Source organism: Gluconobacter albidus (genome assembly GCF_002005485.1).
Lineage (GTDB): Bacteria > Pseudomonadota > Alphaproteobacteria > Acetobacterales > Acetobacteraceae > Gluconobacter > Gluconobacter albidus.
Map to the genome: position 1 here is coordinate 2,670,838 of NZ_CP014689.1, position 12,261 is coordinate 2,683,098.

Here is a 12,261-nt window from a genome sequence, read left to right on the forward strand (position 1 = left end):
CCATCTGTTTTAAAGTCTCTCCCGTGATATCCTCTCGGGGGTCCACATCAGGCAGCATGATTGCGCCACCTAACCTGTCCGGGAAAGCCGACTTCTCTATGCCGATTGCTCTTTCCACATTGTTCAGTTCCGCCAAGCATCTGCCCGCGCTGCTCCCCCTGATGACGTTGATAGGAGTGGCAGGATGTAGCGCCCTTCCTGAAAGCGCACCGACAGAAAGTCGTGTTCTCGCATCTGCGAAAAATCCCAACAAGAACCCTCTTGGCTATCAGATCATTCCGATCACCCCCCAGACAACAGATATTCTGGCATCTGAAATACCACCTTTGATCTCCAGCCTTGATGGGAGCGGAGCAACATATTTTCATAACGATCGGATTGGCCCAGGAGACGTTCTCACTATCACCATTTTCGAATTGGGAAGTGGGCTTTTTTCTCCGGGTGGTGGCGCGACTGCAGAAGCTGACGGCGCAAGTGGCGGGGCCGTTTCGGGCGGAATTACGGCCGGTGTGACCCATCAAAGTCTTCCACCCACACAGGTGGAGGCTGATGGCACCATCGCCATTCCTTTTGTTGGGCGCCTTAATGTTTCCGGTGTTACGCCCCAGGTAGTGGCAGAACAGATCCGCGAGAAACTCAAAGGAAAATCCCAGAACCCACAGGTCATGGTAAGAATTTCCAACGATATTGCGAATACGGTGATCGTCTCCGGAGAAGTACATCGCCCAGGCCGCATAGTTCTGAGCACTGCAGAAGAGCGGCTCTCCGATCTGGTCGCCATTGCAGGAGGAGCTCTTTACCCTCCAGAAGACACTCACGTCTCTCTTGTAAGAGGCGAACGAACAGGCAGCACCGATCTCGGTACGCTGGAATCACATCCCCACGAAGATATTCGGGCTCATCCTGGTGATAGGATCCATATCATTTATCAGCCCCGAACCTATACGGTCTTTGGTGCTACAGGGACCACCGTAACGGAAATTCCATTCAAGTCTCCTAACCTATCGCTTGCTGAAGCCGTAGCACGTGCCGGTGGGCCAAACGATAACCGCGCCGATCCAAACGCTATTTTTCTGTTCCGGTTTGAAGATCCCGTTGCTTCTAAACAACTGCACCTGACCACAGCGCCCACGATGCTCGGAACGCCAGTTGTTTATAAAATCGATCTCATGGATCCAACTAATTATTTACTATCTCAGCGAATTCCGATGAAAAACAAAGACGTCATTCTGATTGCAAATGCAAAAACTGGAAGATTTTATAAATTTAATCAGCTAATCAGCACCCTTATCAGTCCAGCGATTACAGCGGCATGGATAGCAAAATAAATAAAACAAAAATAATTAAATTTCTGAATCAGGAAAAATAGAAACTTGATTCAGAAATTTAATAAATTCCTGTAAATGGACAAACTCTCTTGAGACTTTTCTATAATGGGCGCAGGTTAGCCGCGTTTGGCTTAACTGTATCCCGGATCGAATAGCTTTATGAAGGGTTTCTCTCCCCTGCGCATCGGCATTGACGGTTTCAACCTTGCTATGGTTCGAGGGACAGGTGTCGCGACCTATGCGCGCACGCTCAGTCATTGCCTGGAACAGATGGGACATCATGTGGACGTCCTTTATGGGATGGACATCACACGTTATATGTCGTCATCCTTACGTGAAGTCATGTTCTTCGATAGACTTGGTCAGGACATTCCTCAGCGCAGAACGAAACTCTTTTCAGCCCGATGGTGGCAAAACCGCCGCTCCGATTTTCTGGGAGAGGAAGCGGTAACTATTCCCATTTCTGGCCGTGTCGAGGCGCGGAGTTTCATTAACAGACTCCCTGCCTATGATCGTCTTTTGAATGCCCCGTTCCTATTTGAAAAAGCAGCTAAGCGATATCGTACATTTAAGCGCTTTACGCCTCTGAGTATCCCTAATCCTCCCCAGATTATGCACTGGACTTATCCCCTTCCAATTTATCTAAAAGGTGCCATCAACATCTATACGATGCATGATCTTGTACCCTTGAGGCTGCCTTATACGACATTGGATGATAAAGGATATTACTCCAGACTGATTGCCGATCTTTGTAAAAAAGCCGATGGAATCTGTACCGTTTCCGAAGCATCCCGCAATGATATCATCAATTTTCATCCGGAAGCTGCGCCCAAAATATATAATACTTATCAATCGGTACATCCCAGTCAGAAAGTTATAAATCTGTCCCCTGCGCAGGTCGAAAAAGAAATTGATGGCGCTTTTGGCTTGAAAACCGATTCTTATTTTCTATTCTTCGGCTCTTTCGAGCCTAAAAAAAATATCGGAAGAATCATTGAAGGCTTTCTGGAAGCTGATACGAAACGAAAGCTCGTCCTTGTAGGTGCGATGGCATGGAAATCAGAACAGGAAGTTCGTTTTCTTGAAAGAGGCATCCAACTAAATCGTATCATGAAGATAGATTATCTTCCTGAAACTTTATTAGGTGCCTTAATCCGCGGAGCAAGGGCTGTACTTTTCCCATCTTTAAGCGAAGGCTTTGGCCTCCCTGTCCTGGAAGCCATGGCTCTTGGAACCGCAACTCTCACTTCGAAAGAGGGGGCATTGAGAGAAGTCGCAGGCGACAATGCCGTTTTAGTAGACCCTTATGATATTTCAGCCATCACATCTGGAATTGAGAAACTCGACCGCAACGACGAACTCTGCAAAAAACTCGCTCATGAAGGCCCGTCGCGTGCAGTTAATTTTGATATGATACATTATGCAAGACGCCTAGAATTAATGTATGAGAAATTTTTACATGACTCTAAAAATAAAAAACATCTTTAATGAAATAAAATCGAAATATAAAAACAAATAATGTTTCGATATATTGATATACATGTGTCGTATTTGAACGGATTTCCACTAAATCTTATCTTAAACACCTAAGATCCCAATCAAGAATGGAATTACAGACTATCAGTATCGTCGTGATGAGTTAGAACATACAAGGGAACTTCCGCAGCGGGGAGGCCCCCGCTGCGGGCAGAAAAATCAGGGCCCGGCATCCCCTCGTAGCGGACAGGGCGCCTTCGCCTAGCTGGAGCGACGATATCCGGATCAACAGAAACGTGGCAGCAACCATCCCCATCCAGTCATCTCAAGACCTGCTCGTCATCACGAATATTTACTGTGAAAAACCATTCAAACCATTTTTTGACTCAATTTCTTAAAAAATTCTTCTGAAAGGTTCGCAACAGATCCCTCATATCGCGGAGCAATAGGCTATAGCCTGCCTTAAGCAGCTAGAAGAATGAAAAAAAATGTGGGATATTAAGGCATAGAAACAGCTTCTTCAGTTAAAGCCCAAGAAGAGCACCCTGATAGACCTAATGGTGGTATAAAAATGAACGAAAAAAATTTGCTTTTGAAAAAAAGAATCAGAAAAATACACCAAATCATGATCGTAGACGGTGGAGAAATCCCAGAAAAAATTCCAGAAGCCTTTCGTATCAATGCTATTGAAATACAAGAATTACACGAGAATATTCCTTATAAAATGTGGGGCGGGATATCAGTAAGGGAACTTATTAAAAATAACTTCGACAAATCAGTTCTTGATACATATGACACTCTAGTTCCTTACGCCTACAAATGCGATCTTGCTAGATTATGTGTTTTATATGTAGAAGGCGGTCTATATGTAGATCTCGGCGTCAAGCTAATGCGAGAATTTAAAGTTCCCGAGAATATAGAATTCTGCGTTTTTAGAGATTTATACCAAGAAACTAATTGGTTCATGATGCAAAATGGCCTTATCTTCTCAGAGGAAAGACGCCCCGAACTTTTGCATTCCATTAATTGGATCGTACAAAACTGTATGAACCGCTATTATGGACTAAACTCTCTTTACCCAACAGGGCCCGTGCAACTCGGACGAGCTGTTGCACTTGTTGCTGCCACTTCAGGACCAGGTGGTTGTTCGGCTCAATGGATCGGAGAATGCCGCGCCGTTACACCCAGTAGTGTTAATAAAAATATGATCTACACAGATCCATTCGGTAATCTTACTGCGCTCCGAGCAAAAGTACACGCAGGTGATCTTGCCCATATGGGTCTAAAAGGCGGCAACAACCATAATGTTATATGGCAAAATCGTAAAATCTATGGCGAACCATCCTCTATCTGGCGGCATGATGATCAGCAGATTCAGCTAACGAACGGTGCAAAAAGAACTCCAGATGGAATAACTATAAACAAATACAAGCTTGGCCGCTTTACATATGGCCCTTATATTCAGTTAAAGGCTGGAAATTATGAGATTTCCATAAAATTCAAACCAAAAACAAATTTTTCTCGTCTTTTTGTAGAAGTCTGTAATCGAGGAGGCGCTGATGAAATATTCAAAGGATGGTTTGATGTCGCAGATGAAAACACATTCGAATTAAAATCTAGATTTTTTACTAATTGCTCTTATCAAGGTGTAGAAGTTCGGCTTTCCAATGATGATTGGTTTGAAGGATTTATTGAAGAAATTGAAATTTCTTCTGTACGTATTCCCGAAACAGTTTTCAGTGTTGAAAACAACGAACTGTCTCAAAAACTAGGTACAGAAGTAGGGTTTGTAACAGAATCTGGAATCTATACTCGGAAAAGCAATCCTGGAAAAATAGCTGTCGCTCACCTTCATGACTTTGCCCCTGGCTTTTACAATGCCGAACTCTTTTTCCAAGATGGCTTAGAATTTGAAAGAATATCTGTTGTCGTTACTGACAGCGGTAATGAAATCATTCGGAAAAATTTCTCCTATAAATCTTTATTTGATAAAGAATCTTTGAATATGGATTTTTGTATTACGGAAAATATGCTGAACCCAATATTGTTTGTGGAGAGTGATGCGACTTTCGAAGGCTGCCTAGAACAGATTATTATTTCTTCTGGGACTGGATTTTCTCACGGAGAAAATAGTCTCGTAGAAATTCTTGGCATAGTCGCTTAATTTTTCACGTTTCAATATAGAACTTTTAGGGATTTTTTTCATGCTGAAACAGCGCAACATCCATACGATTACATACGTCCACCAAATACTTATTCAAGAAGGCAAAAATCCTATTAAAAAATTACCTAAGCTAATTGATTTCAATTCAAAAGAAGCTCGACGACTGCACCCAGATGCCGAATATATATTATGGGATAATGATAAAATATCACAATTCCTAAAAGATAATTTCGATGCCTCTGTATATGAAACTTACAAGAATATAACAGCTTTTGCCTATAAAGCTGATCTTGCTCGATATTGTATTCTTTATATCATGGGTGGGATGTATATAGATTTGGGAATACGAATGATGAATTCTTGGGAAATTCCTAAAGAGAAAGGATTTTCTACATTTAAGGAACTATGCTTTACCGCAGAAAGTTGGACCATTATGCAAAATGGTCTTATCTGGTCTCTTCCCAAGCGACGAGAATTAGAAATCTGTATAGAGTGGATCGTAAATAACTATAATAGTAAGTTTTATGGAAGCACCCCACTTTGCCCGACAGGTCCGGTAATGTACGGACGAGCCATTGCTGCTGCAATGGTCGAACAAGGACAATCACCAAATGCAGATGATCAGTGGATTGGAGAATACCGTTGGACAACCCCAGAAGGGGGCATGAAAAACGATGCCTACGTTTCGCCTGACCACAAAATAATTGCATTTAGAACTAAATTAGTTCCCGGTGATCTTTCTCATCTTGGGCTTTCGGGAACAAATAATTATAAAGAAATATGGCTTTCCCGGCAAATGTATGGAGAAAAAATCTCTTTATTTTCATTTAGAGATGAAAGAATTAAATTCAATAATATTCGAAAAACCGAAAAAGGATTTCTGGTTCACTCAGGAACCAAAGGCGTCATAATTTATGGCCCTTATATCAAGCTTCTTTCTGGCCGTTACAAACTTAGAATTTTCTTTGGTGATCATTCAAAATCTGGCAGCGTTTTTGTCGACGTTACAACGGGCGGGGGTGCGCAACATGCGGCTTCCAAAATAATAAACGTTTCCGCTCTCAAGACGGATAATTTTGAAGAAATTTCTTTTGAATTACACGAAAACTCTACTCTTGTAGAATTTGTTGTCGCCGTCGACGAAAATTTTTCAGGAACAATAATTTGTTTTGAACTAGAAAAATTAGACGAATCCGCTAACAACATACAAATCAAAACTGAGGAGTTTATTAATAGAGAACCAATTAAAATTGAAGACACTTATAAAGACTTAAAAAAATTATCCGATAAAACAACTTGGACTGCAGATGATGCAGCTATCAAGATTATTTCTGCTCAACGTTCTCAAAAAGGAATTACTATTTTAAAGGGAACAAAAGGACGCGTCACTTATGGGCCCTACTTTTTTGTAGCAAAGGGAAAATATATATTCTCTATCAATTTCTCAAAAAGAACCAAATTTTCGAGAATATTAATTGACATCGCCTACGCAAATGGAAAAAAAGTAATCAGTGAGTTCAGAGAAAAACACTTCTTTTCATCCCATAAAGATTCTATTTCGTTTCCAGTCGATGTGAATTTTGATATCGATGACCTAGAATTCAGAGTCCATGTTTATGGAGATTTTGATGGCGATATAGAAAAATTCTCTTTATCACCTAAGTGAAATTATATTCCAATATTGGCGCCACCTTATGTAGGTTAAATATATTTCCAGTGCGAAAACTAGCCTGGATTAGGTGGCGTTATCTCTGTTTCTATTCGGAATGATTTATCTTATTGATCTGGAATACGTTGACAGACGATTTGATCCTGATCTGTGCGATACCGAGGTATAAGCATTCAAGGAGCACCGCAAGAATCAGTATGCTGGTGATGTCCTGCAGTTTTTCGAGTTCCAAGGCATGATTTCGGGCTTGTGGGAGACAGGGCAGTTATTAATTCGCCCGAGGCGTCCGCGAGCTAGGCGTATAAATCGATGTCGGGAGCTCGAGGGTGACGCTAAGGGAATACTGGTTGGCTGCCCAGAGCCATACCGCGTCATGCTCTTCAGAGGCAAAAATCGGGCCGCAAAAACTTCAATCAACAGCTATTTTCCCCACCTTCCCTATCTTCATTGCCTCGTCGGCGTCCTACCACCAGTTTAAAACCCTCAAATGACCAACACAAAACCGTTACAGGTCCACTTGGAAGGATCGAAGAACTGTTGATGGATGCGCCTGGCTTATGATTTCTGAGTTTTGAGCAGATTGGGAGCTATCATCTGCTGGATTGCTACGCTGCAGCGCTGATCCGTTCCAGAAAGAGGAAGCGGCGCATATTGTAGATGATGTTGGCCAGCCCGATCCTCATGTAGCTCGCGCGATGCCGACGGTTCGGATAAACAGTCCCGTCTGTGATTTTTGATCAGCAAAGACAGCCGGTCATTGATCAGACATTCCGTCCGCTCATCAGACAAATTGTTCAACGTCTGGATCACCAGGATCTTGAACATCAGCGCCGGATCAAACGGAGGGCGCCTGCCTTTGCTCCCGTCTGAATACGCCTGAGCCCTGTTCAGATCCGGACGGAATACTTCAAAATCCACAGTCTGGGAAAACGCTTCGAGCTGATCGCCAAGCCAACTCAATCGCGCAAGCCGCTCTTCAACATCAAAGAAACCAGACCGCTTCATCTCCCATCCCCAATCAACACGGAAGAAATGGAATCACAGCGAGAGGCCCAAAACCAGACGGGTTTGCGAACCCTCCACCTGCGTAAAACAAAAAAAGGGAGACAGAACATCTGCCTCCCTTTTCCAATCCATCAATCCCGCAAACCTTACCGCAAAATCCCCGTATGCCCGACGCTGTAGCGTCCCGGCTGCGGCCAGACCGTCAGGCCATGCGGCTCCGCGCCGACCGGGATCTTGCGCATCGCACCCGTATCGGTGTCGATCGCATAGACCACATCGTCGAACCGGCCCGACAGCCAGAGCAGCTTGCCGTCCGCGCTGACATTGCCCATGTCCGGGCTGCCGCCACCGGGGATCATCCAGGTCTTGATGACCTTGTCCGTCGCAAAATCAATGATCGACACGCCACCCGGCCCGTGTTTCGGACCATGAATGCGATGTGATCCACGATTGGCGACATACATCACCTTGCCATCACGGCTCGGATACAGGCCATGCGTGCCGATACCCGTCGGGATGAAGGCGGTTTCCTTGAAGGAATCCCCATCCACAACGAACACACCATCCGCCATCATGTCCGCGACATAGAACTTGTGACCATCCGGCGCCGTCAGAATGTCCTGCGGCATCCCGCCTTTGGACAGCTTCAGCATCCCGATCATTTTCAGGTTCACCGTATCGACCTTGGCGACATAACCGCCGAACTCGCAGGTGAAGATCGCGTATTTCCCGTCAATGGAGAAATCAGCGTGATTGACGCCCTTGCATTCCGGCGTCTCGACCGAGCCCTTCAGCTCCATCGTATGCGGATCACGGAAATCCAGACGCTTGTGCGCCTCGGCCACCGTAATCGCGTATCGACCGTCCGGCGTGAAATACATGTTGTACGGATCATCCACGGCAATGGACGGGCCCGGCTTGGCCGTCGCCGGATTGATCGGCGTGAGCGACCCGTCCGGACGGCCTTCGCTGTTATTCGTCACCCACAGCGTCCGCAGGTCCCAGGACGGCACCACATGCTGCGGCGAATGCCCGACCGGGAACGTGTCCACAACCTGAAAAGACGCCGGATCAATAACGGAAACGCTGTCCCCGCGCAGGTTTGGCACATAAACGCGCGCCGGGTCCTGCGCGATCGCCGGCGAAATATGGGACGGGGTCGTCTCGCTGTAGATGTTCTTCGGATCAATCACCGGCGGCATACCCGGAATCGTCTGGATGCCGGACGCCGCAACGGGGGCCGAAGCCGCGACCGGCGCGGACGCATCGGCCGGAACCGGCACCATCGGCGCACTCGGGGAATATTCCTGCGCATGGGCCGCGGCAGCTCCCAGCAGCGTCATCGCCACCAGAAGAGGAGTCTTGAATGTCATGGATGGCTCCTTTGAAAAGACTGGATTGCCGCAACCGCGGTCCGGATCTGCATGTCCGTGCCGATCCTGCCGAGTTCGGCCGATGCCCGCCGCGGATCGCCACCATAGACGCCCTCGGCCACACCCGGTTTCGAAGCCTTGCGCAACGCATCCTGACGCACAAGCGACGGATCGACCGCCAGCATCAGCGACGTATCGCTCAGCTCCGCATGAAGCCCCACTTCCGCGCCATAACCCTGCGCACGCAGGGCATCGGCATATTGATGGGGCACGACTTCATAATAATCGCGCACATAAAGCACGGCAGCCTGACCCTTCCAGGCCCGGTTCAGTTCCTGCGCCACCTGCGCCATGAAAGACTGGTACCCACCATGATCGCCCAGAAGCACGATGCGCCGGAAACCCTGAACGCGGAAACTCTCCGCAGCGCCCTTGAGCAGCCCTTCAAACACGGCAGGCGGCACGGAAATCGTGCCCGGAAACTTCATGTGAGACGTGCGCGGGCTTGTCGAGCCTTCCGGCACATAGGCCACAACAGGCGCCACCAGCGTATGCCCGGCCTGAACCGCAATCGTATCCGCCAGAACCTCAGCCCGCACATTATGCTTGCCGACCGCAATATAAGGCCCGCTCTGCTCGGTCCCGCCGACAGGGATAATGACGGTATCGGTCCCCGCCTTCACATCCTGCGCCACCTCGGTCCAGCTCCGGCACGCAAACTCGGCCTGAAGCGCAAGCCCGGTGCAGTGCGCGCCGCCCCCGGCCACACCCTGCGCCTGTGCGAAACCCGCAGACAGCCCGATCCCCGCACAGAACAGGGCAGAACGACACGACAGGCGAAGCAGGTTGAACATCAGGGCCGGAACACCTCTGGCAATGGCTGCCCTTCCCTACCCCATCTTCCCCTTCCTGTTCCAGAGGCGGCGTTTCCAAAGCGGCCCTTTCAGAACACGCCGGTCTTTTCGCAAACGCATCATGCAGTATAAGACATCATGCCTTTTCCGATTTCCTACGATCCCGATCCTGTCGACAGCGCCGCCCACCTGATCCAGGTCGCGCTCACGCCCGTTTTCATGCTCTCCGGCATCGGCACCCTCATCAACGTCTTCAACACCCGACTGGCCCGCGTCACGGACCACCTTGAAGACGTCCGCAAGAAACTTGGCACCCTGAAAACGGACGACACCCCCGTCGATCCCATCGACACGCCCGCCCGCCTGCGCAACCAGCAGGCCCGCCTGCACCGTCGGGTCTTCGTTCTGGACGCCGCGATTCTCCTGAACGGGATCGGCGGCGCCTCAACCTGCGGCGCGGCCATGGCGCTGTTTGTAGGCTCCCTGCGCGATGCTTCGACCTCGGCATGGCTGCTGGCATTTTTTGGCATAGCTCTCGCCTGCACCGTCGGATCGCTCATGTTCTTCCTCGCCGACACCCTCCTGAGCTGGCACGGACTGCGCCACGACAGCGATCTGAGCCTCGACGCGGAATAAGCCGCCACGCAATTTTATTTCAAAAACCACCGGGAATGGTACTGTTTCCCGAAAGAAATCCGGGCAACACCCCCGGATCTCGCATCACTTTATTCGCGCTGAAATAATCGCGAATTCGTAACAAAATCACTCTCTCCACAAAGACGGCGAAAGTTTAAAAAGCATTTATGCAGGAAATGCAGGTCTGACCCTGCATCTGTATTTGTTGCTTCTGACACCGCTTCTGGAGTTTCTCCCGCTGCACGCCGCAAAACGGCACACAGAACCACACGGAGATTTTCCAGATGACGTCCATGACCCTGATCCACCTGATCGGCCTTCCCACCAGCCTTCTCGCACAGTTCTCGATGGTTGCCTTCGTTCCGATGATCGGCGCCCTGATGATCGCTACGGTTGCTGCTGACCGCGTTTCCGAGAGCTGATCACAGTCTTCTCGGGACAAGCCCGGCCTCGCGCCGGGCGTCCCGCTCCGGCCTTCAGTGCCGGACGGACAGATAGGATTGCGGATCCAGCCGGCGGCGCCACAGATCGCACAGCCAGCAGAAGCTGATCCCCACCAGCATTCCGACCGATGTCGACCCGACCCAGTGCGTCGGCAGAAACGACATCATCACGCCCGCCAGACCGGCAATCGTCCAGTTCATCGTTCCCATCAGCGCCGAAGCCGCGCCCGCCTGATGCCCATGATGCGTCAGCGCCAGAATGCCCGCATTCGGTCCGATGAACCCCAGCGAAAATGTCGTGCACCAGATCAGCGCACACAAAATCCACGGATTCTGCGGCCCCGCAAATCCGCTCAGACACACCACCACCGCCAGCGCACAGAACAGCAGAACCGCCAGCATCGCTGTCTCCATCACCCGCGTGAACAGGAAACGGTTCGCCAGCTTCGCATTCACCTGCGAACCAATGATGAAGCCAATCCCGTTCAGCCCGAAGAAAATGGCGAACAGATGCGGCGAGAAATGCAGGATGTTCTCAAACAGCGCCGGCGCATTCGACAGATAGGCAAACATCGTGAAGGTCGCAAAACTCACGACCATCACCGCAGAACAGAACAGTGGCTCGCGCAGCAGATCCCGGTAACGCGCCACCATCCCGCTAACCGGCAACGCAAAACGCCGGTCCAGGGGCAATGTCTCGGGCAGCAGAAACAACGTGCAGAAGAACATCACGACGCCGAAAACGACATTCGCCCAGAAAATCAGCCGCCAGCTTCCCCAGTCCAGCAGAAAACTCCCGATCGACGGCGCCAGCAGAGGCCCCAGACCAAAAATCAGCATCAGCTGCGACATGAGCTTCACACCCGCCGAGCCGGTCGCGACATCGCGCACCATGGCCCGCGGCGCCACGGAACTGATCGCACCGCCCAGAGCCGCCACAAAGCGTAGTGCGCAGAACATGTGAAAACTGGTCGTCAGCGCCAGCCCGACCGAGGCAAGGGCATACACCACAAGCCCGCACATCAGCGGCAGCTTGCGCCCGTACCGGTCGCAGAGCGGCCCAAGCGTGAACTGCCCGATCGCCAGCCCCGCCAGCCACGCCGTCAGCGTCAGCTGCGCGGATCCCGCCCCATGCCCCAGATCATGCTCCAGCGCCGGAAACGCCGGAAGATACATATCCGTCGAAACAGGCCCCAGAATAAAGACCATACCGATCAGCACCCGGGTCAGGCCATTCATCCCCTGTGGGGACGTCTGTTCGGAAAGCGACGTAACGGACACGCAGGCACCATGACTAAACAGAGCGGAAAACA

At 49.4% G+C, this 12,261-nt stretch carries 9 protein-coding genes and 1 pseudogene; 6 read left to right on the forward strand and 4 right to left on the reverse strand.

Going from position 1 to position 12,261, the window contains the following annotated elements:
• Window positions 1-98: 98 nt before the first annotated feature.
• From A0U94_RS12215 to A0U94_RS12230, 4 genes are all read left to right on the forward strand, one after another.
• Window positions 99-1,328 (forward strand): polysaccharide biosynthesis/export family protein, encoded by a 1,230-nt coding sequence (locus A0U94_RS12215; RefSeq protein WP_208611643.1) that lies wholly within the window; start codon window positions 99-101, stop codon window positions 1,326-1,328.
• 159 nt (window positions 1,329-1,487) lie between these two features.
• Window positions 1,488-2,816: a glycosyltransferase family 4 protein gene (locus A0U94_RS12220; protein ID WP_077803518.1), complete on the forward strand. Its 1,329-nt coding sequence runs from the start codon at window positions 1,488-1,490 to the stop codon at window positions 2,814-2,816.
• Window positions 2,817-3,375: 559 nt separating this feature from the next.
• Window positions 3,376-4,968 (forward strand): glycosyltransferase, encoded by a 1,593-nt coding sequence (locus A0U94_RS12225; protein WP_244178011.1) that lies wholly within the window; start codon window positions 3,376-3,378, stop codon window positions 4,966-4,968.
• A gap of 40 nt (window positions 4,969-5,008) precedes the next feature.
• The gene (locus A0U94_RS12230) at window positions 5,009-6,634 is read left to right on the forward strand and encodes a glycosyltransferase family 32 protein (protein WP_077803519.1); all 1,626 of its coding nucleotides are present in this window, start codon (window positions 5,009-5,011) and stop codon (window positions 6,632-6,634) included.
• 741 nt (window positions 6,635-7,375) lie between these two features.
• Here the strand turns inward: A0U94_RS12230 and A0U94_RS12235 are convergent.
• From A0U94_RS12235 to A0U94_RS12245, 3 genes and pseudogenes are all read right to left on the reverse strand, one after another.
• Window positions 7,376-7,642, reverse strand: a pseudogene (locus A0U94_RS12235) (transposase); the annotation flags it as partial.
• Between the two features lie 146 nt (window positions 7,643-7,788).
• A complete protein-coding gene (locus A0U94_RS12240; protein WP_077803520.1) occupies window positions 7,789-9,015 on the reverse strand; it encodes a YncE family protein in 1,227 nt (408 codons plus the stop codon).
• Window positions 9,012-9,869, reverse strand: a complete 858-nt coding sequence (locus A0U94_RS12245; protein WP_077803521.1) for a creatininase family protein — start codon at window positions 9,867-9,869, stop codon at window positions 9,012-9,014. The genes A0U94_RS12240 and A0U94_RS12245 overlap by 4 nt, the downstream gene beginning before the upstream one ends.
• A 138-nt stretch (window positions 9,870-10,007) precedes the next feature.
• Between A0U94_RS12245 and A0U94_RS12250 the strand changes: the two genes are divergently transcribed.
• Together A0U94_RS12250 and A0U94_RS15960 are read left to right on the forward strand one after the other, a co-directional pair.
• Window positions 10,008-10,505, forward strand: a complete 498-nt coding sequence (locus A0U94_RS12250; RefSeq protein WP_077803522.1) for a DUF2721 domain-containing protein — start codon at window positions 10,008-10,010, stop codon at window positions 10,503-10,505.
• A 284-nt stretch (window positions 10,506-10,789) separates the two neighbouring features.
• On the forward strand, window positions 10,790-10,927 hold the full coding sequence (locus A0U94_RS15960) for a hypothetical protein (RefSeq protein ID WP_156474507.1): 138 nt from the start codon (window positions 10,790-10,792) through the stop codon (window positions 10,925-10,927).
• Between the two features lie 54 nt (window positions 10,928-10,981).
• Here A0U94_RS15960 and A0U94_RS12255 read toward each other — a convergent pair whose 3' ends face one another.
• Window positions 10,982-12,229: a multidrug effflux MFS transporter gene (locus A0U94_RS12255; protein ID WP_062107777.1), complete on the reverse strand. Its 1,248-nt coding sequence runs from the start codon at window positions 12,227-12,229 to the stop codon at window positions 10,982-10,984.
• Between the last annotated feature and the right edge of the window lie 32 nt (window positions 12,230-12,261).

Bases quoted from the DNA above. Each gene is read 5' to 3' on its own strand.
- A0U94_RS12215 (WP_208611643.1), top strand. From the start codon at position 99: ATGCCGATTGCTCTTTCCACATTGTTCAGTTCCGCCAAGCATCTGCCC.
- A0U94_RS12220 (WP_077803518.1), top strand. From the start codon at position 1,488: ATGAAGGGTTTCTCTCCCCTGCGCATCGGCATTGACGGTTTCAACCTT.
- A0U94_RS12225 (WP_244178011.1), top strand. From the start codon at position 3,376: ATGAACGAAAAAAATTTGCTTTTGAAAAAAAGAATCAGAAAAATACAC.
- A0U94_RS12230 (WP_077803519.1), top strand. From the start codon at position 5,009: ATGCTGAAACAGCGCAACATCCATACGATTACATACGTCCACCAAATA.
- A0U94_RS12240 (WP_077803520.1), bottom strand. From the start codon at position 9,015: ATGACATTCAAGACTCCTCTTCTGGTGGCGATGACGCTGCTGGGAGCT.
- A0U94_RS12245 (WP_077803521.1), bottom strand. From the start codon at position 9,869: ATGTTCAACCTGCTTCGCCTGTCGTGTCGTTCTGCCCTGTTCTGTGCG.
- A0U94_RS12250 (WP_077803522.1), top strand. From the start codon at position 10,008: ATGCCTTTTCCGATTTCCTACGATCCCGATCCTGTCGACAGCGCCGCC.
- A0U94_RS15960 (WP_156474507.1), top strand. From the start codon at position 10,790: ATGACGTCCATGACCCTGATCCACCTGATCGGCCTTCCCACCAGCCTT.